22 protein-coding genes and 1 rRNA gene are annotated in these 24,726 nt (G+C 73.6%); 20 read left to right on the top strand and 3 right to left on the bottom strand.

From position 1 onward, the window contains the following. Positions 1–326: 326 nt before the first annotated feature. Positions 327–1,205 (top strand): hypothetical protein, encoded by an 879-nt coding sequence (locus NH602_RS10305; protein WP_253067699.1) that lies wholly within the window; start codon positions 327–329, stop codon positions 1,203–1,205. On the opposite strand, the gene NH602_RS10310 is transcribed toward NH602_RS10305, so the two are convergent. Then, positions 1,180–1,623: a DUF2000 family protein gene (locus NH602_RS10310; RefSeq protein WP_253067700.1), complete on the bottom strand. Its 444-nt coding sequence runs from the start codon at positions 1,621–1,623 to the stop codon at positions 1,180–1,182. The two genes, NH602_RS10305 and NH602_RS10310, sit on opposite strands and share 26 nt — an antisense overlap. A 49-nt stretch (positions 1,624–1,672) precedes the next feature. Here NH602_RS10310 and NH602_RS10315 point away from each other — a divergent pair, with 49 nt between their 5' ends. Next, positions 1,673–2,515: an AraC family transcriptional regulator gene (locus NH602_RS10315; RefSeq protein ID WP_253067701.1), complete on the top strand. Its 843-nt coding sequence runs from the start codon at positions 1,673–1,675 to the stop codon at positions 2,513–2,515. Between the two features lie 3 nt (positions 2,516–2,518). Here NH602_RS10315 and NH602_RS10320 read toward each other — a convergent pair whose 3' ends face one another. After that, entirely contained in the window at positions 2,519–3,193 is a 675-nt protein-coding gene (locus NH602_RS10320; protein WP_100880988.1) for an MBL fold metallo-hydrolase, read from the bottom strand. A gap of 368 nt (positions 3,194–3,561) precedes the next feature. Here NH602_RS10320 and uvrA point away from each other — a divergent pair, with 368 nt between their 5' ends. From uvrA to pheT, 7 genes are all read left to right on the top strand, one after another. Continuing rightward, positions 3,562–6,564 carry an excinuclease ABC subunit UvrA gene (gene uvrA, locus NH602_RS10325; protein WP_253067707.1) on the top strand — a complete coding sequence of 1,001 codons (3,003 nt, stop codon included), beginning with the start codon at positions 3,562–3,564 and terminating at the stop codon, positions 6,562–6,564. Between the two features lie 229 nt (positions 6,565–6,793). After that, positions 6,794–7,432: a translation initiation factor IF-3 gene (infC, locus tag NH602_RS10330; protein WP_100880393.1), complete on the top strand. Its 639-nt coding sequence runs from the start codon at positions 6,794–6,796 to the stop codon at positions 7,430–7,432. A 98-nt stretch (positions 7,433–7,530) separates the two neighbouring features. Beyond that, positions 7,531–7,725, top strand: coding sequence for a 50S ribosomal protein L35 (gene rpmI, locus NH602_RS10335; RefSeq protein WP_020623393.1), 195 nt, complete (start codon positions 7,531–7,533; stop codon positions 7,723–7,725). Between the two features lie 77 nt (positions 7,726–7,802). Continuing rightward, on the top strand, positions 7,803–8,186 hold the full coding sequence (gene rplT, locus NH602_RS10340) for a 50S ribosomal protein L20 (RefSeq protein WP_020623392.1): 384 nt from the start codon (positions 7,803–7,805) through the stop codon (positions 8,184–8,186). Between the two features lie 16 nt (positions 8,187–8,202). Beyond that, complete coding sequence (locus tag NH602_RS10345) at positions 8,203–9,069, top strand: RNA methyltransferase (RefSeq protein WP_253067708.1); 867 nt, start codon at positions 8,203–8,205, stop codon at positions 9,067–9,069. A 37-nt stretch (positions 9,070–9,106) separates the two neighbouring features. Further along, complete coding sequence (gene pheS, locus NH602_RS10350; protein WP_179760181.1) at positions 9,107–10,162, top strand: phenylalanine--tRNA ligase subunit alpha; 1,056 nt, start codon at positions 9,107–9,109, stop codon at positions 10,160–10,162. Positions 10,163–10,200: 38 nt separating this feature from the next. After that, complete coding sequence (pheT, locus tag NH602_RS10355) at positions 10,201–12,708, top strand: phenylalanine--tRNA ligase subunit beta (protein WP_253067703.1); 2,508 nt, start codon at positions 10,201–10,203, stop codon at positions 12,706–12,708. A 40-nt stretch (positions 12,709–12,748) separates the two neighbouring features. Here pheT and NH602_RS10360 read toward each other — a convergent pair whose 3' ends face one another. Beyond that, on the bottom strand, positions 12,749–13,141 hold the full coding sequence (locus NH602_RS10360; RefSeq protein ID WP_179760179.1) for a hypothetical protein: 393 nt from the start codon (positions 13,139–13,141) through the stop codon (positions 12,749–12,751). A gap of 605 nt (positions 13,142–13,746) precedes the next feature. On the opposite strand from NH602_RS10360, the gene argC reads away from it, so the two are divergent. The 11 genes from argC to NH602_RS10415 all read left to right on the top strand — a co-directional run. Further along, a complete protein-coding gene (gene argC, locus NH602_RS10365) occupies positions 13,747–14,781 on the top strand; it encodes an N-acetyl-gamma-glutamyl-phosphate reductase (protein WP_253067709.1) in 1,035 nt (344 codons plus the stop codon). Then, on the top strand, positions 14,778–15,950 hold the full coding sequence (gene argJ, locus NH602_RS10370; protein ID WP_167410064.1) for a bifunctional glutamate N-acetyltransferase/amino-acid acetyltransferase ArgJ: 1,173 nt from the start codon (positions 14,778–14,780) through the stop codon (positions 15,948–15,950). Before argC ends, argJ begins: the two co-directional genes overlap by 4 nt. A 34-nt stretch (positions 15,951–15,984) precedes the next feature. After that, a complete protein-coding gene (argB, locus tag NH602_RS10375) occupies positions 15,985–16,905 on the top strand; it encodes an acetylglutamate kinase (protein WP_253067710.1) in 921 nt (306 codons plus the stop codon). Next, entirely contained in the window at positions 16,902–18,095 is a 1,194-nt protein-coding gene (locus NH602_RS10380; protein WP_253067704.1) for an acetylornithine transaminase, read from the top strand. The genes argB and NH602_RS10380 overlap by 4 nt, the downstream gene beginning before the upstream one ends. Continuing rightward, a complete protein-coding gene (gene argF, locus NH602_RS10385; RefSeq protein WP_073576952.1) occupies positions 18,095–19,018 on the top strand; it encodes an ornithine carbamoyltransferase in 924 nt (307 codons plus the stop codon). The genes NH602_RS10380 and argF overlap by 1 nt, the downstream gene beginning before the upstream one ends. Next, positions 19,011–19,568 (top strand): arginine repressor, encoded by a 558-nt coding sequence (locus NH602_RS10390; protein ID WP_253067705.1) that lies wholly within the window; start codon positions 19,011–19,013, stop codon positions 19,566–19,568. The genes argF and NH602_RS10390 overlap by 8 nt, the downstream gene beginning before the upstream one ends. Then, on the top strand, positions 19,565–21,010 hold the full coding sequence (argH, locus tag NH602_RS10395; protein ID WP_253067706.1) for an argininosuccinate lyase: 1,446 nt from the start codon (positions 19,565–19,567) through the stop codon (positions 21,008–21,010). The genes NH602_RS10390 and argH overlap by 4 nt, the downstream gene beginning before the upstream one ends. Next, a complete protein-coding gene (locus NH602_RS10400; RefSeq protein ID WP_073576949.1) occupies positions 21,007–22,230 on the top strand; it encodes an aminotransferase class I/II-fold pyridoxal phosphate-dependent enzyme in 1,224 nt (407 codons plus the stop codon). Before argH ends, NH602_RS10400 begins: the two co-directional genes overlap by 4 nt. Before the next feature lie 2 nt (positions 22,231–22,232). Further along, on the top strand, positions 22,233–22,898 hold the full coding sequence (locus NH602_RS10405) for a DNA-3-methyladenine glycosylase (RefSeq protein ID WP_374210152.1): 666 nt from the start codon (positions 22,233–22,235) through the stop codon (positions 22,896–22,898). Between the two features lie 46 nt (positions 22,899–22,944). After that, entirely contained in the window at positions 22,945–24,219 is a 1,275-nt protein-coding gene (gene tyrS, locus NH602_RS10410) for a tyrosine--tRNA ligase (protein ID WP_179760174.1), read from the top strand. A gap of 436 nt (positions 24,220–24,655) precedes the next feature. Continuing rightward, positions 24,656–24,726: ribosomal RNA gene (locus tag NH602_RS10415) — 16S ribosomal RNA — on the top strand; the annotation flags it as partial.

Here is a 24,726-nt window from a genome sequence, read left to right on the forward strand (position 1 = left end):
GGGTCGCCGTCGGTGGGGGCGGCGCCGGTCAGCAGCGTCGTCGGATGCCCGTTGCGGCGGCCCTCCGGGCGCGCGGGGGTGCGGTCGTCGGCGTGGGGAGCGCTCATCGGTCCGGGACGCTAAGTGGGTCGACCGCCCCCGAACAGCGGCCGTTCGGAGCAGTAACGGCGGCCGGTCACCTCGTCACGGTGACCGTCCGTGCACGGCGACCGTCCGTCGTGCCCCTCCCGGCGGTCCTGCCGGACGTCGCCCGTCTCGTACCGGTCACCGCACGCCATCGTTGCGATGTGGAATCATGAGTAATGCCAACGACGCCCGGGGCGGCGATGACCGAGGCACGGCCCACGACAGCCACGAGCGGACCGGCGGCGGTGCTGGAGTCGCTGCCGCTGTCGGGGTGGCACCGGCGACTCGTCGTCCTGGTGGGGATCGGGTCGTTCTCCGACCTGTACGAGGTGTTCCTCGGCGGCGTGCTCGCCGCGCTCCTGGTCCGCGAGTGGGCGCTCGGCCCGGTCGGCAAGGCGGCGGTGGTGTCGTCGGGCCCGGGCGTACACCGTCGCCTACCACGGTTTCGGCACGCCCGCGCTGCTGGTCCTGGTGGCCACGGCTTCGACATCAGCGAGTCGCTCGGCTACGCCGCGCTCAGCTTCGCGGGGTACCCGCTCGGCTCGCTCGCGTCGGACCCGCTGGTCGATCGGTTCGAGCGGAAGTGGCTGATCATCGGCACGGCGCTGGCGATCGGCGTGCTCGGCATCGTGTTCGCGGCCGGCCACGGCCGAGCCGGTCGCGGTGTTCGGCGGCGCAGCGGGGCTCATCGTGCCGCTGTGCCTCGATGTCGGCCTGCTCGGCCCGCGCTCCACCGGACTCGCGCTGGAGGAGCCGGGTCGAGGAGGCATCCTGACCGCGTGAGCCAGGCCCTCTACGAGATCACCGTCAACGCGCTGCTCGACCGCGACCGCCCGATCACCCGGCCCGACTGGGACGCCGCCGTCGCCCGGGTCGGCGGGCACCGCGTGCCGCAGCTGCTCGCCGAGCTCACCGACGCCGGGCTGGTCGGGGCGGACCTGCTGCCCGGCGCCGTCGCCGAGGCGTGGGCGTCCGCCGACCGGCCGCTGGACCGGCTCCCGGCGGCGCGCTGGCGGGAGCTGTTCGACGACGCCGGGCTGGCCCCGCCTGCCGTCACGGATGGGTCGTCGTCCCCTTGAGGACCTTGTCGACGGCGTTGCGCGGACCGTGCAGCGCCACCCCGACCAGGTCGAGCTCCTCGGCCCGGACCGCGGCGACCACCGCACGGTTGTCGTGGTCGTTGCCGGTGGAGAACATCGCCGCGGTGAACACCGCCACCGGCAGCCCGCGGCCGACCGCCCGGGCCCGGCAGGCCGCGAGCGTCGCCGCGTCCCCGGCGCGGACGAGGACCGGCAGGCCGAGGGTCGGCAGGTAGGCGGTGCCGTCGGCGTCGGCGTAGGGCTCGCCGATCAGCTCGGGGACGCCGGCCGCGACCCCGGCGGCGAGGAACGCGGTCACGTTCGCGACCTGCCAGCCGAGCAGGTCGTCACGCAGCACGACGGCGATCTTGGTGGCGGGGCGAGCGGGGGAGGAGGGGAGCAGGGGGGAGAGGGTCACGTCGTCGATCCTCGACGGCCGGGCGCCCGCACTCTTGTACGTTCCTCACATGAACGGGGCCGGGCCGCGGGCGCCGGGCGAGGCCGTCACCGCCTGGCGGCCGCAGCGCGTGCCGGGCATCGCCGAGGTGCTGCACGCCCGCTTCGTCCGGCACCGGTACCCGCTGCACGCGCATTCCACGTGGACCGTCCTGATCGTCGACGACGGCGCCGTCCGCTACGACCTGGACCGGCGCCCACACGGGACCGAGGAGGCCCCGGTGACGCTGCTGCCGCCCGGGGTCGCGCACGACGGACGCGCGGCGGGCGGCTCCGGCTTCCGCAAACGGGTCCTCTACCTCGACCCCGCCGCGCTCGACCCGGGGGCGGCCGGGACGGGCGGGCTGGTCGGCCCCGCGGTCGATCGGCCGGGCGTGGCCGACCCGGTCCTGCGCCGCAGGCTCGACGAGCTGCACCGCGCGCTGGTCGTGCCGGGGGAGGAGCTGCACGCCGAGAGCAGGCTCGCGCTCGTCGCCGAACGTCTCGCCCGGCACCTGGACCCGGCCGTCGGACCCGGCCGGGCACCGGCGGACGACCTGGCCGGCCGGCTGCGGGACCTGCTCGACACCCGGCTGGTCGACGGGGTGACCCTCGCCGAGGCCGGGCGGTTGCTGCACGCCCACCCCGGCCACCTGGTCCGCACCTTCTCGCGGCGCTTCGGGCTGCCGCCGCACCGCTACCTCGACGCCCGCCGCGTCGAACGGGCGCGGTCGCTGCTGCTGGAGGGGACCCCGCCGGCGGCGACGGCCGCGGCGGTGGGGTTCCACGACCAGGCACACCTGCACCGCCGGTTCGTCCGGCTGGTCGGGGTCACGCCGGGCCGCTACGCCCGCAGCGGCCCGGCGGTGCGCTGAGGGTCACCAGCCCCGCGAGCGCCACTCCGGGATGCTCGGCCGCTCGGCTCCGAGCGTCGAGTCGTCCCCGTGACCCGGGTAGAACCAGGTGTCGTCGTCGAGCCGGTCGAACACCCGCTCCTCGAGGTCGCCGATGAGCTGCGCGTTGTCCTCCGCCGACCAGGTCTTCCCCGGCCCGCCCGGGAACAGGCTGTCCCCGGTGAACAGGTGCGGCCGGTCCTCCCCGCGGTAGAGCAGCGCCAGCGAGCCCGGCGTGTGCCCGCGCAGGTGGATGACCTCCAGCTCGATCTCGCCGAAGGTGATCGTGTCGCCGTGCTCGACGAACTCGTCCATCGGGGCCGGCAGCTCCGGGGCGTCCTGCGGGTGGGCGATCAGCCGCGGCTCGAACATGCCCGCGATCGCGCCGAGTGCCTGCCAGTGGTCGGCGTGGCGGTGGGTGGTGACCAGGTGGCGCAGGTCCGGACGCTCGTCGGCGGCGCCGATGAGGTCGGCGATGCGGGTCGGCTCGGCCGCCGCGTCGATCAGCAGCGCCTCGTTGCTCCGCTTGCAGACGAGCAGGTAGGCGTTGTTGTCCATCTCGCCGACCGAGACCTTGCTGATGCTCAACCGCTCCAGGTCGCGGCGGATGGCCGCGCCGCCGGGGTCGGTGTGACCGGTGTAGTTCTCCAGGACGTCCACGAGCGGGAGGGTAGCGGCCCGCACCGACATCCCGCGGTGGGGAGAACCCGCCGGTCGCACCCACGGGGCCGCTGACGGATCGAACGGACGTGCGAGTACCGTGCACTGCGGACCGACCGGCGCGTCCCGGTGTGCATCCACCGCGCCGGACCGCCTGCGAGGCCGGCTCGACGGGCTCGCTGTCGGTGGGTCGACCTAGCATCGGCGGCGGACGTGGGGACGAACCTCACCGGCCACAGGTGCCCGGTCGCGGAATGTCCCCAGCCCTGCGGGCGCTACGACCGGGTATCACCCGGACGGCACCGCCACCCCAGGAGGCGCGAAACGTGAGCGACCACAGCACCGACCGCCGCGACGCCGGCACCGCCCTGTCCCCGGGCGCGTCGCCGGTCCCGGACGGGCCGAAGCTGGTCGTGCGTGGCGCGCGCGAACACAACCTGCAGGGCATCGACATCGACCTGCCCCGCGACAGCATGATCGTCTTCACCGGGCTGTCCGGGTCCGGCAAGTCCAGCCTCGCGTTCGACACGATCTTCGCCGAGGGCCAGCGGCGCTACGTCGAGTCCCTCTCGGCGTACGCGCGCCAGTTCCTCGGGCAGATGGACAAGCCCGACGTCGACTTCATCGAGGGACTGTCCCCGGCGGTCTCGATCGACCAGAAGTCGACCAACCGCAACCCGCGGTCGACGGTCGGCACGATCACCGAGATCCACGACTACCTGCGGCTGCTCTACGCCCGTGCCGGCATCCCGCACTGCCCGACCTGCGGCGAGCGGATCGAGAAGCAGACCCCGCAGCAGATCGTCGACCAGGTCCTGGAGATGGAGCAGGGCAGCCGCTTCCAGGTGCTCGCGCCGGTCGTGCGCACCCGCAAGGGCGAGTTCGTCGACCTGTTCGGGAACCTGCAGGCCCAGGGCTACTCCCGCGTCCTCGTCGACGGCACGGTCCACCCGCTCTCGGACCCCCCGAAGCTGAAGAAGCAGGAGAAGCACGACATCTCCGTCGTGGTCGACCGGCTCTCGGTGAAGGCGACCGCCAAGCAGCGCCTCACCGACTCGGTGGAGACCGCGCTGCGGCTGGCCGACGGCCTGGTCGTGCTGGACTTCGTGGACCTGCCCGACGACGACCCGCAGCGCGAGCGCCGCTTCTCCGAGAAGATGGCCTGCCCGAACGGGCACACCCTCGCCGTCGACGACCTCGAGCCCCGCACGTTCTCCTTCAACTCGCCCTACGGCGCCTGCCCGGCCTGCTCCGGCATCGGCATCAAGAAGGAGGTCGACCCCGAGCTGGTCGTCCCCGACCCGGACCTGTCCCTCGGAGACGGCGCGATCGCGCCCTGGTCGTCCGGGCACAACGCGGAGTACTTCGGCCGGCTGCTGTCCGGTCTGGCCGCCGCGGTCGGGTTCCGGATGGACACCCCCTGGCGCACGCTGCCCGCCGCCGCCCGGAAGGCGGTGCTGCACGGCAGCGACGACCAGGTCCACGTGCGCTACCGCAACCGCTACGGCCGCGAGCGCTCGTACTACGCGAACTTCGAGGGCGTCATGCCGTTCCTCGAGCGCCGCCTGGAGCAGACCGAGTCCGAGTCGCAGCGGGAGCGCTACGAGGGTTACATGCGCGACATCCCCTGCCCCGCCTGCAACGGCGCCCGGCTGCGCCCCGAGGTGCTGTCGGTGACCCTGCCGCACCGCGACCTGGGGGAGCGGTCGATCGCGCAGGTGTCGAACATGTCGGTCGCCGAGTGCTCGCAGTTCCTGAACGGCATGGTCCTCGACGACCGGCAGGCCATGATCGCCGGCGCAGTGCTCAAGGAGGTGCAGGCCCGGCTGGGCTTCCTGCTCGACGTCGGGCTGGACTACCTGTCGCTGGACCGCGCCGCGGGCACGCTGTCCGGCGGCGAGGCGCAGCGCATCCGGCTGGCCACCCAGATCGGCTCCGGCCTGGTCGGGGTCCTCTACGTGCTCGACGAGCCGTCGATCGGCCTGCACCAGCGCGACAACCGGCGCCTGATCGACACGCTGACCCGGCTCAAGGAGCTGGGCAACACCCTGATCGTCGTCGAGCACGACGAGGACACCATCCGCGCCTCGGACTGGGCGGTGGACATCGGCCCCGGCGCCGGTGAGCACGGCGGCCGCGTCGTGCACTCCGGCACCATCGCCGACCTGGAGTCGCACGACACCTCGCTGACCGGTGCCTACCTGTCCGGGCGCAAGTCGATCCCGCTGCCCGAGCGCCGCGCGCTCGACCACGACCGCAGGCTGACCATCGTCGGCGCCCGCGAGCACAACCTGCGCGGCATCGACGTCGACGTGCCGCTCGGCGGCCTGGTGTCGATCACCGGGGTGTCCGGGTCCGGCAAGTCGACGCTGATCAACGACATCCTCGCCACGGTGCTGGCGAACCGGCTCAACGGCGCCCGCCAGGTGCCCGGCCGGCACACCCGGATCAACGGCATCGACGAACTCGACAAGCTCGTCCGGGTCGACCAGTCGCCGATCGGGCGGACCCCGCGGTCCAACCCGGCGACCTACACCGGCGTGTGGGACAAGGTCCGCAAGCTGTTCGCCGCGACCACCGAGGCGAAGGTCCGCGGCTACGCCGAGGGCCGCTTCTCCTTCAACGTCAAGGGCGGCCGCTGCGAGGCGTGCACCGGCGACGGCACGATCAAGATCGAGATGAACTTCCTGCCGGACGTCTACGTGCCGTGCGAGGTCTGCAAGGGAGCCCGCTACAACCGGGAGACCCTCGAGGTCCACTACAAGGGCAAGACCGTCGCCGACGTCCTCGACATGCCGATCGAGGAGGCTGCCGAGTTCTTCGAGCCGATCACCTCGATCGCCCGCTACCTGCGGACGCTGGTCGACGTCGGCCTCGGCTACGTCCGGCTCGGGCAGCCCGCGCCGACGCTGTCCGGCGGTGAGGCCCAGCGCGTCAAGCTCGCCAGTGAGCTGCAGAAACGCAGCAACGGCCGCACCGTCTACATCCTCGACGAGCCGACCACCGGTCTGCACTTCGAGGACATCCGCAAGCTCCTCGCCGTCATCCAGGGCCTGGCGGACAAGGGCAACACCGTGATCGTGATCGAGCACAACCTCGACGTCATCAAGACCTCGGACTGGGTCATCGACATGGGCCCGGAGGGCGGCTCGGGCGGCGGGACCGTGGTGGCCCAGGGGACACCGGAGCAGATCGCGGCACACCCCGACAGCCACACCGGCCGGTTCCTGCGCGACCTGGTCACCCCGGACGACACACCGGTCACGCCGGTCCGGCGGCGGAGCTCGTCGTCGAACGGCAACGGCACCGCGGGCGCGGGGCGGTCGACGACCGCACGGCGCAGCCGGGCCAAGGCCGCCAGCGCGGGCTGAGCCCGGCCCCGGTCCGGGTCCGTGCAGGTCCCGGCCCGGCCCCCGCGTTCCCGGCGCACCGGCGGCCTGTTACCCTCGGGAATGCGACCACCCGGGATCGCGTTGACACGTGTGTTCCGGGCGTCAAGTGGAGCCCCGCTCCCACCCGCGCCGTGATCGTAACGGTGTCCGGGTCCATGGTCCGGCTCCGCGGCAGCATTCTGTCGCGGGCCGATCAACGGGTCTTCGCTTGTCGTCGCCGGCAGCAGGTAGTAGCGACACAGCGAGTCACACAGGAGACCCCATCAGCACAGAGCCCCGCATCAACGACCGCATCCGCGTGCCCGAGGTCCGCCTCGTGGGCCCGAACGGCGAGCAGGTCGGGATCGTGCGCATCGAGGACGCCCTCAAGCTGGCCCAGGACGCCGACCTCGACCTCGTCGAGGTCGCCGGCCAGGCCCGCCCGCCGGTCTGCAAGCTCATGGACTACGGAAAGTTCAAGTACGAGAGCGCGCAGAAGGCCCGGGAGTCCCGGCGCAACCAGCAGCTCACCGTGATCAAGGAGCAGAAGCTCCGGCCGAAGATCGACAAGCACGACTACGAGACGAAGCGCGGTCACGTCATCCGCTTCCTCGAAGGCGGCAACAAGGTCAAGGTCACGATCATGTTCCGTGGTCGCGAGCAGTCGCGTCCCGAGCTGGGCTACCGCCTGCTCCAGCGCCTGGCCGAGGACATCGGTGACATGGCCGTCGTCGAGGCCGCTCCGAAACAGGACGGCCGCAACATGACGATGGTGCTGGCACCGACGAAGAAGCCGGCGTCGCGCAAGACGACGGCGGCAGCCGGCTCCGACGCCCCGGCAGACGCCCCCGCCGAAGCCGAGGCGTGAGCCCGCTCCCGTGCCCGGCCGCAGCCGGGCACGGGAGGGACACGCAGTACCCGCACCGACCCCCGGAACCTCGGGGGCCGACATCGAACGGATACGTCATGCCGAAGAACAAGACGCACAAGGGGACCGCGAAGCGCGTCCGCATCACCGGTGGCGGCAAGCTCATGCGCCAGCAGGCCGGGCTGCGGCACCGTCTCGAGGTCAAGTCGCGCAAGGAGAAGCGCGACCTGTCGGGCACCGTCGAGCTCGCCAAGGCCGATGTGAAGCGCGTCAAGAAGCTGCTCGGTCACTGACCTTCCGCCCCTTTCACGAACCCCGGCACGCCGTACCCCCATCGCGGTAGTGCCGGAGAAGCCCCAGGAGATACCCCATGGCACGCGTGAAGCGCTCCGTGAACGCCCAGAAGAAGCGCCGCACCACGCTGGAGTCGGCCGCCGGCTACCGCGGGCAGCGCTCGCGGCTGTACCGCAAGGCCAAGGAGCAGATGCTCCACTCGATGAACTACGCCTACCGGGACCGTCGTGCGCGCAAGGGCGACTTCCGGCAGCTGTGGATCACTCGCATCAACGCCGCGGCCCGCGCCAACGACATGACCTACAACCGGTTCATCCAGGGCCTCAAGGCCGCCGGTGTCGAGGTCGACCGCAAGAACCTCGCCGAGATCGCCGTGAGCGACCCGGCCGCGTTCGCCGCGCTCGTCGCGGTGGCGAAGGAGAACCTGCCGGTCGGCACCGAGCAGGGCTCCGCGGCCTGAGGTGACCCGAGGCGACATCGAGTCGCGCGGCGCCGGCGAGCGCTCCGCGGACTCCACGCCCGGTACCGAGCGCACTCCCCGCGTCGCAGCGGCACGCAAGCTGCTGCGGCGCGCGGGGCGCGATCGGGCCGGGCGTTTCCTCGTGGAGGGTGCCCAGGCCGTCCGCGAGGCCCTCGCCGCCGTGACGGTGCACGAGCTGTTCGTCACCGCCGTCGCCGCCGAGCGCCACCCCGAGCTGGTGGAGGCCGCGGAGCGCTCCGGCGCCCGGGTGTCCCCGGTGACGCACAAGGCCGCCGCGGGTCTGTCCGAGACGGTCACCCCGCAGGGGATCGTCGCCGTGTGCGACCTGCTCGACGTCCCGGTCGCCACCGCGCTGGCCGGGGTCCCCGGCTTCGTCACGGTCTGCGACGGCATCTCCGACCCCGGCAACGTCGGCACCGTGATCAGGGTCGCCGACGCGGCGGGCTGTGACGCGGTCCTCCTGGCGGGGGACACCGTCGACCCGCACAACGGCAAGGCCGTCCGGGCCTCCACCGGCAGCGTGTTCCATCTGCCGCTGGCCCGCGACCGGGACGCGCCCGCCGTCGTCGAGATGTGCCGCGCGGCCGGGCTGACCACGCTCGTCGCCGACGGGCACGGCGAGGTCGACCTGCACGACCCCGCCGTCACCCCGACCCTCGCCGGGCCCGTCGCCTGGATCCTCGGCAGCGAGGCGCACGGCCCGTCGGCCGCGGTGCATGCCGCCGCGGACCACCGGGTCCGCGTCCCGATCCACGGCCGCGCCGAGTCGCTGAACCTCGCCACCGCCGCGGCGATCTGCCTGTACGCGACGGTCGGGGCCCGCGCGGGCGTCGCCCCGCAGCTGTCCCCGGCGCGCGACTGAAACCGGCTCGCGGCCGCCCTCTACGATCGTGGGCACCATGAGTGAGAACGACACGGCGAGCCCTCTCGACCCGGATGCACTGAAGGCCGCGGTGGAGGCCGCCCGCACGGCGTTCGACGAGGCGGGCGACCTCGACGCGCTGGCCGCGGCGAAGCCCGCGCACCTCGGCGACCGCGCCCCGATCCCGATGGCCCGCCGGTCGCTGGGGCAGCTGCCCGGCCCCGAGCGCGCCGACGCCGGCAAGCGGGTCAACGCCGCCCGCGTGGAGGCCCAGGCCGCGTTCGACGCGCGCCGCGAGGTCCTGCTCGTCGAGCGCGACGCCCGGGTGCTGGCCGAGGAGGCCGTCGACGTCACGCTGCCCTGGGACCGTCGCCCGCGCGGCGCGCGCCACCCCATCACACAGCTGTCCGAGCGGATCGCCGACATCTTCGTCGGGATGGGCTGGGAGGTCGCGGAGGGTCCCGAGGTCGAGGCGTCGTGGCTGAACTTCGACGCGCTCAACTTCGGCAAGGACCACCCCGCCCGCACCATGCAGGACACCTTCTACCTGGGTGACCCCGAGCGCGGGCAGGACTCGGGCACGGTGCTGCGTACGCACACCTCGCCGGTGCAGGTCCGGTCGCTGCTGGAGCGCGAGCTGCCGGTCTACGTCGCCTGCCCCGGCCGGACCTTCCGCACCGACGAGCTCGACGCCACCCACACCCCGGTGTTCCACCAGGTCGAGGGCCTCGCCGTCGACCGCGGGCTGACCATGGCCCACCTCAAGGGGACGCTCGACGCGTTCGCCCGCGCGGTGTTCGGCCCGGAGGCCGGTACCCGGATGCGGCCGTCGTACTTCCCGTTCACCGAGCCCTCGGCCGAGGTGGACCTGTGGTTCCCGCAGAAGAAGGGCGGACCCGGCTGGGTCGAGTGGGGCGGCTGCGGCATGGTCAACCCCCACGTCCTGCGTGCCTGTGGCGTCGACACCGAGGTCTACTCCGGTTTCGCGTTCGGCATGGGCATCGAGCGGACCCTCATGTTCCGCAACGGCATCCCGGACATGCGGGACATGGTCGAGGGCGACGTCCGCTTCTCGACCGCGTTCGGCGTCTGACCCGGCCCACCCCGCTTCCACCCGAGGAGTTCTGAGCAGTGCGAGTGTCCGCGTCCTGGCTCGCCCGGCACATCGACCCGGCGGCGCTGCCCGCCGGTCCCGAGGCGATCGGCGACGCCTTCGTCCGGGTCGGCCTGGAGGTCGAGGAGATCCACCCGGCCCCCGCGGTCACCGGACCGGTGACGGTCGCCCGGGTCGAGGAGATCGAGGAGCTCACCGGGTTCAAGAAGCCGATCCGGTACTGCCGGGTGGGCTTCGAAGGAGAACGTCACCGCTACGTGGTGTGCGGCGCCCGCAACTTCGCCGTCGGCGACCTCGTCGTCGTCACCGAACCGGGCGCCGTGCTGCCCGGCGACTTCGCGATCGCGCAACGCACGACCTACGGCAAGGTCTCCGACGGCATGATCGCCTCGGCGAAGGAGCTCGGCCTCGGCGCCGAGAGCGGCGGCATCCTGGTGCTGCCGCCCGGCACCGCCGAGCCCGGCGACGACGCCCTCGACGTCCTCGGCCTGTCCGAGCCCGTCGTCGAGCTCGCCGTCACCCCGGACCGGGGCTACTGCTTCGCCGTCCGCGGTCTCGCCCGCGAGCTCGCGACCTCGCTCGACGCCGACTACACCGACCCGGTCACCCGGGTCACCGTCCCGGACACCACCGGCGACGCGTGGCCGGTGCGGCTCGCCGACACCGATGCCTGCCCGCGGTTCGTCGCGCGCCGGGTGGACGGCGTCGACCCGGCCGCGCCCAGCCCCTGGTGGATGCAGCGCGCGCTGCTCTCGGCCGGGATGCGGCCGATCTCGCTGATCGTCGACGTCACCAACTTCGTGATGATCGACCTCGGCCAGCCGCTGCACGCCTACGACGCGACCCGCCTGACCGGCGCCATCGAGGTCCGCCGCGCGACGACGGGGGAGAAGCTGCAGACCCTCAGCGGCCACATCCGCACACTGGACACCGACGATCTGCTCATCACCGACGACTCCGGCCCGATCGGGCTCGCCGGCGTGATGGGCGGCGCGTCCACCGAGATCCCCGCCCCCGAGGACCTCGCCGACGGCGCCCGGGTCGACGTGCTGCTGGAGGCCGCGCACTTCTCCCCGCCGGTGATCGCACGCGCCGCGCGCCGGCACAAGCTGCCCAGCGAGGCGTCCAAGCGGTTCGAACGGGTCGTGGACCCGGCGCTGCCGCCGGTCGCGGCCGAGCGCGCCGCGCAGCTGCTCGTCGAGCTCGGCGGCGGGACCCTCGCCGACGGCCGCACCGACGCCGGCGGGGTCCCCGCCGTCGCGAGCGTGCGGATGCCGCTGTCGATGCCCGACCGCGTCGCCGGCGTCGACTACCCGCGCGGGGCCACCGTGCGCCGCCTGACCCAGGTCGGCTGCGCCGTCTCGCTGGACACCGGTGCCGGCGGCGAGGGCGTCGTCGTCGCGACCCCGCCGACCTGGCGCCCGGATCTCACCATGGCCGCCGACCTGGTGGAGGAGGTGCTGCGCCTGGAGGGCTACGACGCCATCCCCTCCGTGCTGCCCACCGCCCCGGCCGGCCGTGGCCTGACCGCCGCCCAGCAGCGCCGTCGCGCGGTGTCGCGCGCCCTGGCCGAGGCCGGCCACGTCGAGGTGCTGCCGTTCCCGTTCGTCTCCGACGCCGTCTGGGACGACCTGGGCCTGCCCGCCGACGACGAGCGCCGCCGCACCGTGGCCGTCACCAACCCGCTCGACGCCGAGCGGTCCCGGCTCACGACGACCCTGCTCCCCGGTCTGCTGGACATGCTGGTGCGCAACCGTTCCCGCGGCGCCGAGGACCTCGCGCTGTACGCGATCGCGCAGGTCGTGCAGCCGGGGGAGAGCACCCCCGCGATGCCCGACCCGGCCGTCACCGGCCGGCCGTCCGACGCCGAGTACGCCGCCCTGCGCGCCGCGCTGCCCGACCAGCCCGTGCACGTCGGGGTCGTCCTCGCCGGGAACCGCGAGCCGCGCGGCTGGTGGGGCCGGGGCCGTCCCGCCGCCTGGTCCGACGCCGTCGAGGCGGCCCGGCTGACCGGTGCCGCCGCCGGGGTGGAGCTGCGGCCGCGTCGCGCCGAGCGGGCGCCGTGGCACCCGGGCCGGTGCGCGGAGCTCGTCGTCGCGGGCACCGACACCGTCGTCGGGTACGCCGGGGAGCTGCACCCCAAGGTCGTCGAGGCGCTGGGGCTGCCGGCCCGCACCGCCGCCGCGGAGATCGACCTCGACGCGGTCCCGCTGCGGGAGAACCTGCCGGTGCCGCGGGTGTCGCCGTTCCCGCCGGTCGCCGTCGACGTCGCCCTGGTCGCCGACGAGACGGTCCCGGCCGCGGACCTCGCCGACGCGCTCACCGCGGGCGCGGGGGAGCTGCTGGAGTCGGTGCGGCTGTTCGACGTCTACACCGGCGACCAGGTCGGACAGGGCCGCCGCTCGCTGGCGTTCTCGCTGCGCCTGCGCGCCGCGGACCGCACGCTGACCAGCGAGGAGGCTAACGCTGCGCGTGACGCGGCGGTCGCCGAGGCCACCGCCCGGCACGGAGCCGCATTGCGCTGACCCCCGGTCCGTGGCGGGCCCGTGCCGGGCCACGGCCGGCTCAGCGCGGGGCCGCCGCGACGGCGGCCACCGCGGCGGCCCGCCACCGGTCGCGGGACGGTGTCCGCCCCGCGACCGCCACCGTCACCAGGTGCCGGGCGGTGGCCAGCTGCAGGGTCGGCCCGGCGACGGTGTCGAGCACCGTCGCGGAGGTCCCCGCCGGGAGCCCGTTCACCGCGCTGCCGTGTCGTGCGCCGGCGACGTAGCCGGCCGGCGTGCCCCGGTTCGTCGTGTACACGTTGACCGACACCGTCACGCCGTCGGCGAGCGCGAAGCAGGCCCGGGTGCGGGTGCCGTCGGTGCGGGTGACGACGGCGTTCGTCGCCGGCGCGACCGGCGGCCCGCCCAGCAGCCCGGTCAGTGCTGCCCGGTCGAGCAGGCACTCGTCGGCCACCACGTCCGAGGTCAGGGGGGCCGGAGCGGCCGGAGACGCGGGCCGGGCCGTGGCGCGCGCCGTACCCGGGGAGGGCCGGACGCGGCCGTCCGGGACACGGGACGCGCCGTCCCCGACCGGCACCGGCGGCACTGTGCGCGCCACGCCGGCCCCGCCGTCGGGCGGATCGGACGGGGCTCCGGACGGGGGCGGGACGGGAACGGGCGGGACCGTCACCGTCGGGCGGCCGTCGGTGGTCGGGGCGGCGAGCGGCCCGTTCGACAGCGGCTCCGGCACCGTGAACGACGTCGGCGGACGCCGGCTGGGCTCCGTCGGCGCCGCTCCGGACGAGAACGGCGCGGGTCCTCGACCCGTCGGCCACGGCGTTCCGGACACGGTCGACGCGCACCCGGCGAGCAGCCCCGCGAGCACCGTCGCGACGGCGGCCGTGCGCGCCACCGACCGCCTCCGTGCGGGCGCGCCCGCGCCCGGTCCCACCCCGCGTGTCACCCGTCGCCGCACCCGCGGGAAACTAGGCGTCGCACGCGGCCGCCGGGCCCGGTTCCGCACCGCTCGATCGCGATCGTGAATCCCGATTGCATGGCTTTCCGAGGCCGTGCATACTCATCCACGTGGTACGCATCGCAGTGGCGGGAGCCAGTGGCTACGCCGGGGGAGAGCTCCTCCGGCTGCTGCTCGCACATCCCGAGGTGGAGATCGGCGCCCTCACGGCCGGCGGGAACGCGGGGACGCGTCTGGGCGAGCACCAGCCGCACCTGACCCCGCTCGCGGACCGCGTCCTGGGCGAGAGCACGGCGGAGAACCTCGCCGGACACGACGCGGTGTTCCTCGCACTGCCGCACGGCAGGTCCGCCGAGTTGGCGGCCCAGCTGGGGCCGGACACGCTCGTCGTGGACTGCGGGGCGGACCACCGCCTCACCGACCCGGCCGCCTGGGACCGCTGGTACGGCGGCGAGCACGCCGGGCACTGGCCCTACGGGCTGCCCGAGCTGCCCGGTGCCCGGGCCGCGCTGACCGGCACCCGTCGTGTCGCGGTGCCGGGCTGCTACCCGACCGGCACCAGCCTCGCGCTGGTCCCGGCCCTGGTCGCCGGCCTGGTGGCCCCCGAGGTCGTGATCACCGCGGTCACCGGCACCTCCGGCGCGGGCAAGTCGCTCAAGCCGCACCTGCTGGGCGCGGAGGTCATGGGGTCGCTGTCGGCGTACGGCGTCGGCGGCGTGCACCGGCACACCCCGGAGATCGCACAGAACCTGTCCACCGCGCTCGGCTCTCCCGTGTCGGTGAGCTTCACCCCGGTGCTCGCGCCGCTGCCGCGCGGCATCCTCGCCTCCTGCTCCGCCCCGCTGGCCGACCCGGCGACCGACGCCGAGGCGATCCGGGCGGTCTACGAGAAGGCCTACGCCGACGAGCCGTTCGTGCGGCTGCTGCCCGAGGGCCAGTGGCCCACCACGGCGCAGACCCTCGGCTCCAACATGGTCGCGCTGCAGGTCACCGTCGACGTCGACGCCGCCCGGCTGGTCGTCGTCTCCGCGATCGACAACCTCACCAAGGGCACCGCGGGCGGCGCCGTCCAGTGCATGAACCTGGCCCTCGGGCTGCCCGAGACCGCCGGCCTGCCGACGACGGGAGTGGCGCCGTGAGCGTGACCGCAGCCCAGGGCTTCCGGGCCGCCGGGATCGCCGCCGGGATCAAGAAGTCCGGGAAGGCCGACCTGGCGCTCGTCGTCAACGACGGCCCGCGCGCCGAGGCCGCCGGGGTCTTCACCCGCAACAAGGTCAAGGCCGCCCCCGTCCTCTGGTCCCAGCAGGTGCTGACCACCGGCTCGCTGCGCGCGGTCGTCCTCAACTCCGGCGGGGCGAACGCCTGCACCGGCGCCGAGGGCTTCCAGGTCGCGCACGCCACCGCGGAGCAGGTGGCCGAGGTGGTCGGCTGCGGCGCGATCGACGTCGCCGTGTGCTCCACCGGCCTGATCGGTGAGCAGCTCCCGCGGGAGACCGTGCTCGCCGGGGTCCGGTCGGCCGCCGCGGAGCTGGCGTCCGGGCCCGAGGCAGGATCCGCCGTCGCCGCCGCGATCATGACGACCGACACCGTCCCGAAGGAGTCCGCGGTCACCGACCCGGCGGGCTGGACCGTCGGGGGCACCACCAAGGGCGCCGGGATGATCGCCCCGTCGATGGCGACCATGCTCAGCGTGGTCACCACCGACGCCGTCCTCGACCGGGCCACGCTCGACGCCGCGCTGCGCGAGGCGGTCCGCTACAGCTTCGACCGGCTCGACGTCGACGGCTCGATGTCCACCAACGACACCGTGCTGGTGCTGGCCTCCGGTGCGTCCGGCGTCGAGGCCGACCCGGCGGTGTTCACCGCCGCGCTCACCCGCGTGTGCCGCGACCTCGCCGAGCAGATGCAGGCCGACGCCGAGGGCGTCACCAAGCGCATCACCGTGCGGGTCACCGGCGCCGCCTCCGAGGACGACGCGGTCACCGTAGCCCGCACGATCGCCCGCGACTCCTTGGTCAAGACCGCGATGTTCGGGTCCGACCCGAACTGGGGCCGGGTCGCGGCCTCCGCCGGGTACGCCGACGCCGAGATCGACCCCGAGCGCCTCGACGTCACGATCAACGGCGTGCTGCTGTGCAAGGGCGCCGTCGTCGCCGGGGACCGGGCCGACTGCGACCTGTCCGGGAAGGACGTGCTGATCGAGGTCGAGCTGGGCCTGTCCGGTGGGGCCGACGGGCACACCGCCGAGATCCGGACCACCGACCTGTCGCACGCCTACGTGGAGGAGAACAGTGCCTACTCCTCCTGAGCCGGTCGCCCCGGACGCGCTGCCGCAGCCGCAGATCGCGCCGTCCCCGGAGACCCCGGCCCGGCTGAAGCGGGCGGGGGAGAAGGCCGGTGTGCTCGCCGAGGCGCTGCCCTGGCTGCAGCGCTTCCACGGCCGGATCGTCGTCGTCAAGTACGGCGGCAACGCCATGATCGACGACGAGCTGAAGCAGGCCTTCGCCCGGGACATGGTGTTCCTGCGGCTCGCGGGCATCCACCCGGTCGTCGTGCACGGCGGCGGGCCGCAGATCTCGGTGATGCTGAAGCGGCTCGGCATGCCCGGCGAGTTCCGCGGCGGCCTGCGCGTCACCACCCCGGAGACGATGGAGATCGTCCGGATGGTGCTGTTCGGCCAGGTCGGGCGCGAGCTCGTCGGGCTGATCAACGCCCACGGGCCGCTCGCCGTCGGCCTGTCCGGGGAGGACGCGGGCCTGTTCACGGCCGAGAAGCGCACCGCGCTGGTCGGGGGCGAGCCCGTCGACATCGGCCTGGTCGGTGACGTCACGAAGGTCAACCCGGACGCGGTGCTGGACATCATCGCGGCGGGTCGCATCCCGGTCGTCGCCGGGATCGCGCCGGACGCCGACGGCCAGGTCCACAACATCAACGCCGACAGCGCCGCCGCGGCGCTCGCCGGCGCGCTGGACGCCGCGAAGCTCGTGGTGCTCACCGACGTCGAGGGGCTCTACGCGAACTACCCCGACCCGGAGTCGATCATCACCTCGCTGACCGCGGACCAGCTCGAGCCGATGCTGCCCCGCCTGGAGAGCGGCATGGCCCCGAAGATGGAGGCCTGCCTGCGCGCCGTGCGGTCGGGCGTCGGACAGGCCCACGTGATCGACGGTCGGGTGCCGCACTCGGTCCTGCTCGAGGTGTTCACACACGACGGCGTCGGCACCATGGTGCTGCCGGACGCCACAGCCGGGGGAACGACATGACCACGCACGCGCAGCGGTGGCAGGCCGCTCTGATGAACAACTACGGCACCCCGCCACTGACCCTGGTCCGTGGCGAGGGCGCCCGCGTCTGGGACGCCGAGGGCCGCGCGTACCTGGACCTCTACTCCGGGATCGCGGTCAACGCGCTCGGACACGCGCACCCGGCCGTCGTCGAGGCGGTGTCCGAGCAGGTCCGTACCCTGGGCCACACCTCGAACTTCTTCATCACCGAGCCCGCGCTGCAGCTCGCCGAGCGGCTGCAGGCACTGCTCGGCCGCGACGACGCCCGCACCCTGCTCTGCAACTCCGGCACCGAGGCCAACGAGGCCGCCTTCAAGATCGCCCGCCGGACCGGCAGGCCGGAGATCATCGCCTGCGAGGGCGCGTTCCACGGCCGCACGATGGGTGCGCTCGCGCTGACCGGGCAGCCCGCCAAGCGGGCCCCGTTCGAGCCGATGCCCGCCGGGGTGACCCACATCCCGTTCGGTGACGTCGCCGCACTCGACGCCGCCGTCACCGAGCGGACCGCCGCGGTGTTCCTGGAGCCGATCCTCGGCGAGGCCGGCGTGATCGTGCCGCCCGAGGGGTATCTGGCGCAGGCCCGGCGGATCACCGCCGAGCGCGGCGCACTGCTGGTCCTCGACGAGGTCCAGACCGGGATCGGCCGCACCGGCTACTGGTTCGCGCACCAGGCGCACGGCATCGTCCCCGACGTGATCACCCTGGCCAAGGGCCTCGGTGGCGGTCTCCCGATCGGGGCCTGCGTCGGGTTCGGCGCCGCCGCAGCGCTGCTCGAGCCCGGCCAGCACGGCACCACCTTCGGTGGCAACCCGGTGTCGTGCGCCGCGGCGCTCGCCGTCCTCGACACGGTCGCCGCCGAGGGACTGCTCGCCCACGTCGACCGGCTCGGCAAGGAGATCCGCAGCCGGATCGAGGGTCTCGGCCACCCCCTGGTCGGCGACGTCTCCGGCGCCGGTCTGCACATCGGCGTCGGCCTCACCGCGCCGGTCGCCGCCCCGGCCGCCGCGGCCGCGCGCGACGCCGGGATCCTGGTCAACAACGCCACCCCGGACCGGCTGCGGCTGGCCCCGGCGCTGACCCTGACCGGCGACGAGGCCGAGGAGTTCCTGACGGCTCTGCCCGCCGTGCTCGACGCGGCCGCCGCCCAGCACGAGGGGCAGGGGAACTGATGGTCCGCCACCTGCTCCGCGACGACGACCTGACCCCGGCCGAGCAGGCCGAGGTCCTCGACCTCGCCGACCGGCTCAAGGCCGACCCGTTCGCCGAGCGCCCGCTCGCCGGACCGCGCGCCGTGGGGGTCGTGTTCGACAAGTCCTCCACCCGCACCCGGGTGTCGTTCGAGGCCGGGATCAGCCAGCTCGGCGGCACCGCGATCATCCTCGACGGCACCACCAGCCAGCTGGGGCGCGGCGAGACCATCTCCGACACCTCCCGGGTGCTGTCGCGCTACGTCGACGCGATCGTGTGGCGCACCAGCGGCCAGGAGCGGATCGAGGAGATGGCCGGCGCGGCGACCGTGCCGGTCGTCAACGCGCTGACCGACCTGTTCCACCCGTGCCAGATCCTGGCGGACCTGCAGACCGTGCGGGAGCGCTTCGGCCGTCTCGCCGGGCTCACCCTGACCTACCTCGGCGACGGTGCGAACAACGTCGCCCACTCGCTGCTGCTCGGCGGGGCCACGGCCGGGCTGCACGTCCGGATCGCCGCGCCCGCCGGGTTCACCCCCGACGACGGCGTGTTGCGCGACGCGAAGACCCGGGCCGAGCAGACCGGGGGATCGGTCACGCTCGTCGCGGACCCGGTCGCCGCCGTCGCCGGCGCCCAGGTCGTCGTCACCGACACCTGGACCTCGATGGGCCAGGAGGACGACGGGCTCGACCGGGTCGCGCCGTTCCGGCCCTATCAGGTGAACGCCGCCCTGCTGGAGCGCGCCGCACCGGACGCGGTCGTGCTGCACTGCCTGCCGGCCCACCGGGGGGACGAGATCACCGACGAGGTCCTCGACGGCCCCGCCAGCGCAGTCTGGGACGAGGCCGAGAACCGGTTGCACGCGCAGAAGGCGCTGCTCACCTGGCTCCTTCGGCATGGGTGAGGCGGACCGCGACCGCAGGAACCCGGTGAGCCGGGCCAGCCGGCAGGCGGCCGTCATCGACGTGGTCTGGAACTACGACCTGAGCAGCCAGGTGGAGATCATCGGGTTGCTCCACGAGCGGCACGGCATCGAGACGACCCAGGCCACGCTCTCGCGTGACCTGGACGAACTGGGCGCGGTGAAGCTCCGCGGCGCGGACGGCGGGCAGCCGGTCTACCGCATCCCCGAGGACGGCAGCCCCGTGCGCGGGGTCGAGGGCGGCACGGGGCGGCTCGCCCGGTTGCTGGGGGAGCTGCTCGTGTCCGCCGACGCGAGTGGGAACCTGGCGGTCCTGCGGACCCCGCCGGGCGCGGCGCACTACCTCGCGAGCGCACTCGACCGGGCCGCACTGCACGACGTCGTCGGCACCATCGCCGGCGACGACACGGTCATCGTCGTCGCCCGCGAGCCCCTCACCGGGGCGGAGTTGGCGGAACGGCTGCAGGACCTGCCCCGGAGGGCCCACGCGGCCGCCGGGACGCACGACGAACGAGAAGGAGAGCCGACATGACCGACGCGGACCCCCGACAGGGCGCGGTCGCCGGTGGCGGAGCGCTGTGGGGTGGCCGGTTCGCGTCCGGTCCGGCCGACGCGCTCGCGGCGCTGTCGAAGTCCACCCACTTCGACTGGGCACTGGCCCCCTACGACATCCGCGGCTCGAAGGCGCACGCCCGGGTCCTGCACCGCGCCGGTCTCCTGACCGACGAGGAGCTGTCGGGAATGCACAAGGCGCTCGACGAGCTCGCCGCCGACGTCGCCTCCGGGGCGTTCGGCCCCGACCCGAGCGACGAGGACGTGCACACCGCACTGGAGCGCGGCCTCATCGAGCGGGCCGGTGCCGACCTGGGCGGCAAGCTGCGGGCCGGTCGCTCGCGCAACGACCAGGTCGCCACCCAGTTCCGGATGTGGCTGCGCGACGCCACGCGACGGGTCGGCTCCGGCGTCCTCGACGTCGTCGACGCACTCGTCGCCCAGGCGCAGGCCCACCCCGGCGCGCCGATGCCCGGCCGCACCCACCTGCAGCACGCCCAGCCGGTGCTGCTCGGCCACCAGCTGGCCGCGCACGCCCAGGCCCTGCTGCGCGACGTCGACCGGCTCGCCGACTGGGACCGGCGCAGCGCCTGGTCGCCCTACGGCTCCGGCGCGCTCGCCGGGTCCTCGCTCGGGCTCGACCCGGATGCCGTCGCCGCCGAGCTCGGCTTCACCGGGTCCTCGGCCAACTCGATCGACGGGACCGCCTCGCGGGACTTCGCCGCCGAGGCCGCGTTCGTCCTCGCGATGATCGGCGTCGACCTGTCGCGGCTGTCGGAGGAGATCATCCTCTGGGCGACGGCCGAGTTCGGCTACGTCACCCTCGACGACGCGTTCTCCACCGGTAGCTCGATCATGCCGCAGAAGAAGAACCCCGACGTCGCCGAGCTGGCCCGCGGCAAGTCCGGTCGGCTCGTCGGCAACCTCGCCGGGCTCATGACCACCCTCAAGGGGCTCCCGCTGGCCTACAACCGGGACCTGCAGGAGGACAAGGAGCCGCTGTTCGACTCGGTCGCGCAGCTGGAGCTCCTGCTCCCCGCGGTCGCCGGGATGGTGGCCACCCTGACCTTCCACACCGGGCGGCTCGCCGAGCTGGCCCCGGCCGGGTTCACCCTCGCCACCGACGTGGCCGAGTGGCTCGTCCGGCAGGGCGTCCCGTTCCGCGTGGCGCACGAGGCCGCGGGCGGCTGCGTCCGCGCCGCCGAGGCCCGCGGCGTCGGGCTGGAGGACCTGACCGACGCCGAGCTGGCCGCCGTGCACCCGGCACTCGACCCGAGTGTCCGCGACGTACTGACCGTGGAAGGCTCCATCGCGTCGCGGAACGCGCGCGGTGGGACGGCCGGCGACCGGGTCGCCGAGCAGCTCACCGACCTGCGTACCGCGGTCGCAGCAGCGCGAGAGTTCACCGGAGGAACCGCATGACCGACCCTGCCGCAGCCTACGAGGAGCTCAAGGCCGCCGGCCTGAAGCTCGACCTGACGCGGGGCAAGCCGTCCGCGCAGCAGCTGGACCTGTCCCACGAGCTGCTCGGCCTGCCGGGCGCGGGACAGTTCCGCGCGGCCGACGGAACCGACACCCGCAACTACGGCGGCGGCCAGGGTCTGCCCGAGCTGCGGGAGATCTTCGCGCCGTCGCTGCAGGTCCCTGTCGGGCAACTGGTGGCGTCGAACAACTCCAGCCTGGAGCTGATGCACGACACGCTCGTGCACGCGCTGCTGACCGCGTTGCCCGGCGCCCCGACCCGCTGGGTCGACGCCGGCCGGGTCGCGTTCATCGCCCCGGTCCCCGGCTACGACCGCCACTACGGCGTGTGCGAGCGGCTCGGGATCGACCTCGTCACCGTCCCGATGACCGCGGACGGCCCTGACATGGATGAGGTCGAGCGGCTCGTCGCCGAGGACCCGTCGATCAAGGGCATCTGGTGCGTGCCGAAGTACTCGAACCCCGACGGGGCCGTCTACTCCGACGAGGTCGTGCGCCGGCTGGCCACCATGCCGACCGCCGCCCCGGACTTCCGCATCATGTGGGACAACGCCTACGCGGTGCACCACCTGACCACCGAGGAGGTCGAGATCGCCGACGTCCTCACCCTGGCCGCCGAGGCGGGCAACGCGGACCGCCCGTTCGTCTTCGGGTCCACCTCGAAGATCACCCTCGCCGGTGCGGGCGTCGCGTTCTTCGGTGCCTCGCAGGCGAACGTCGACTGGTGGCTGAAGCTGGCGTCGAAGAAGACGATCGGCCCGGACAAGGTCAACCACCTGCGGCACGCCCTGTTCCTCAAGGACGCCGCCGGGCTGCGGGCGCACATGGCCGCGCACCGCGAGCTGATCGCGCCGAAGTTCGCCGCGGTCGACCGGCTGCTGACCGAGGCGTTCTCCGACGTCGAGGGCGTGTCGTGGACCAAGCCCCGGGGTGGCTACTTCGTGAGCCTGACCGTCCCGGACGGCCTCGCCTCGGAGGTCGTACGGCTGGCGAAGGAGGCGGGCGTCGTCCTGACCCCGGCCGGTGCAACGCACCCCTACGGCAAGGACCCGCAGGACGCGACCATCCGGCTCGCCCCGACCCTGCCCCCGCTCGACGAGGTCGAGAAGGCCATGGCCGGTGTCGTGACCTGCGTGCAGCTGGCGCTCGCGCGCCGCTGACGGTGGACGACGACACGACGGGGCCCGGCCGGGACGACCGGCCGGGCCCCGCCGGTCTGCTGGACCGGGCCGGCCTGGCCGTCGACGTCCTGCCCGCCGCCGAGCGGCTGCTCGGGTGCGTCCTCGAGGCCGACACCCCCGACGGCACGGTCGCGGTGCGGCTGGTCGAGGTGGAGGCCTACCGGGGCCGCGACGACCCCGCGTCGCACTGTTATCGCGGCCCGACCCCGCGCAACGCGGTGATGTTCGGCCCGCCCGGGCACCTGTACGTCTACTTCGTCTACGGCATGCACTTCTGCGCGAACGTCTCGTGCCTCACCGACGGCGAGCCGGGCGCGGTCCTGCTGCGAGCCGGTGAGCTGCTCACCGACCCGGGGGTCGCGCGGGAACGCAGACCCACCGCCCGCCGCGACAACGACCTGGCCCGCGGTCCCGCGCGGCTCGCCGCACTGCTCGGGCTGCGCCGCGAGGACAACGGGACCGACGTCACCGACCCGGCGTCACGGGTGCGGCTGCGCGCGGGCGACCCGGTCGCACCGGAGCTGGTCCGGACCGGACCTCGGGTGGGCGTCGCCGCAGCGGCCGAGCTGCCCTGGCGGTTCTGGGTCGAAGGCTCCCCGGCAGTGAGCCCGTACCGGGCCGGGACACGCCGTCGTCGCAGCGCCTGAGCCACCCGCGTGCGCGGTCCGCGGCGGCCCGACCAAGATGGGCACCGTGGGTACCGACATCCTCGACGACCTGGAGTGGCGCGGCCTGATCGCGCAGAGCACCGACCGCGACGCGCTCGCGAAGGAGCTCGCCGCCGACGACCCGGTTTCGATCTATGCAGGCTTCGACCCGACCGCGTCGAGCCTGCACGCCGGGCACCTGATCCCGATGCTCACCCTGCGCCGCTTCCAGGAGGCCGGGCACCGTCCGGTCATCCTCGCCGGCGGGGCGACCGGGATGATCGGGGACCCGCGCGACGTGGGGGAGCGGACGCTCAACGACGCCTCGACCGTGGCCGACTGGACCCGGATCATCCGGGGCCAGCTGGAGAGGTTCGTGTCCTTCGACGACGGGCCGACCGGCGCCGTCGCCGTCAACAACCTGGACTGGACCGGGCAGCAGACGGTCCTGGAGTTCCTGCGCGACCTCGGCAAGCACTTCCCGGTCAGCACGATGATCTCGCGGGACACGGTGAAGCGCCGCCTCGCCGGCGACGGGATGTCCTACACCGAGTTCAGCTACCTGCTGCTCCAGGCCCAGGACTATCTGCACCTGTACCGCGAGCTCGGGGTGCGGCTGCAGATCGGCGGCTCCGACCAGTGGGGCAACATCGTCGGCGGTGTGGACCTCGTCCGCCGGGTGACCGGTGACCACGTCCACGCGCTGACCCTGCAGCTGGTCACCGACTCCGAGGGCCGCAAGTTCGGCAAGTCCACCGGGGGCGGCAACGTCTGGCTCGACCCGGACCGCACCTCGCCGTACGCCTGGTACCAGTACTTCGTGAACGTCGCCGACGCCGACGCGATCACCTACCTCAAGCTCTTCACCTTCCTCGATCGCGCCGAGATCGAGGCGCTGGAGAACGAGCTCGCCGAGAAGCCGCACCTGCGTGGTGCGCAACGACGTCTCGCCGCCGAGCTGACGACGCTGGTGCACGGCGAGGAGCAGACCAAGCAGGTGACGACGGCGAGCCAGGCCCTGTTCGGCCGCGCGGAGCTCACCGACCTGGACGCGGCCACTCTCGGTGCCGCGCTCGCCGAGGTGCCGACGGCCGACGCCGGCCCGGCCGACACGATCGTCGACCTGCTCGTCGCCACCGGCCTGACCGACAGCAAGGGGGCCGCGCGCCGCGCCGTGAAGGAGGGCGGCGCGTACGTCAACAACGTCAAGATCGTCGACGAGGAGTGGGTCCCGGGTGCCGGTGACGTCCTCGACGGCGGCTGGCTGGTGGTGCGGCGGGGGAAGCGCAACCTGGCCGGTGTGCGGGTCGGATCAGCGTGATCGGCCGCTGACCTGCAGGAACACCGAACAGGTACCCCCCCTGTGAATCGCCTCCGGGCCGTCCTGTAACTTTCTCGTTGTCGCCAGGACGGGACGGACGAGAGCGAGACCGGCCAAGAGGCCAGGGACGCGGATCCGGCCCGGAGGCGACGGCCCACGAACTCCACTTCGGTGGAGATCAGGCCGCCTGAAGCAGAGCTTGACGCTGCGCTTCGGTACACGTAGCATAAGAGAGTTGCCTCCTAGCGAGGCCAGCTCTGACGCCCCGGGGCGACGGTCATCAGGCCCGGTTCCCGAGTGCGGGTGTCTTTTGAGAACTCAACAGTGTGTCGAGCTATTTTGATTCGGTTTGGCGTTTTGTGCCAAATTGTTTGTTTGGCTGCAGCATTCGATCCCGTCGGGTGTTGTGGCCAGTTGTTTGTTGCAAGTCAGGGTTTTGTTGGAGAGTTTGATCCTGGCTCAGGACGAACGCTGGCGGCGTGCTTAACACATGCAAGTCGAGCGGTA

Source organism: Pseudonocardia sp. McavD-2-B, assembly GCF_024124365.1.
GTDB lineage: Bacteria > Actinomycetota > Actinomycetes > Mycobacteriales > Pseudonocardiaceae > Pseudonocardia > Pseudonocardia alni.

Excerpts from the sequence above, each read along its gene's own strand:
- NH602_RS10305 (WP_253067699.1), top strand. The coding sequence starts at position 327 with ATGACCGAGGCACGGCCCACGACAGCCACGAGCGGACCGGCGGCGGTG.
- rpmI (WP_020623393.1), top strand. The coding sequence starts at position 7,531 with ATGCCGAAGAACAAGACGCACAAGGGGACCGCGAAGCGCGTCCGCATC.
- NH602_RS10315 (WP_253067701.1), top strand. The coding sequence starts at position 1,673 with ATGAACGGGGCCGGGCCGCGGGCGCCGGGCGAGGCCGTCACCGCCTGG.
- pheS (WP_179760181.1), top strand. The coding sequence starts at position 9,107 with ATGAGTGAGAACGACACGGCGAGCCCTCTCGACCCGGATGCACTGAAG.
- NH602_RS10400 (WP_073576949.1), top strand. The coding sequence starts at position 21,007 with ATGACCGACCCTGCCGCAGCCTACGAGGAGCTCAAGGCCGCCGGCCTG.
- NH602_RS10380 (WP_253067704.1), top strand. The coding sequence starts at position 16,902 with ATGACCACGCACGCGCAGCGGTGGCAGGCCGCTCTGATGAACAACTAC.
- NH602_RS10390 (WP_253067705.1), top strand. The coding sequence starts at position 19,011 with ATGGGTGAGGCGGACCGCGACCGCAGGAACCCGGTGAGCCGGGCCAGC.
- argF (WP_073576952.1), top strand. The coding sequence starts at position 18,095 with ATGGTCCGCCACCTGCTCCGCGACGACGACCTGACCCCGGCCGAGCAG.
- argH (WP_253067706.1), top strand. The coding sequence starts at position 19,565 with ATGACCGACGCGGACCCCCGACAGGGCGCGGTCGCCGGTGGCGGAGCG.
- rplT (WP_020623392.1), top strand. The coding sequence starts at position 7,803 with ATGGCACGCGTGAAGCGCTCCGTGAACGCCCAGAAGAAGCGCCGCACC.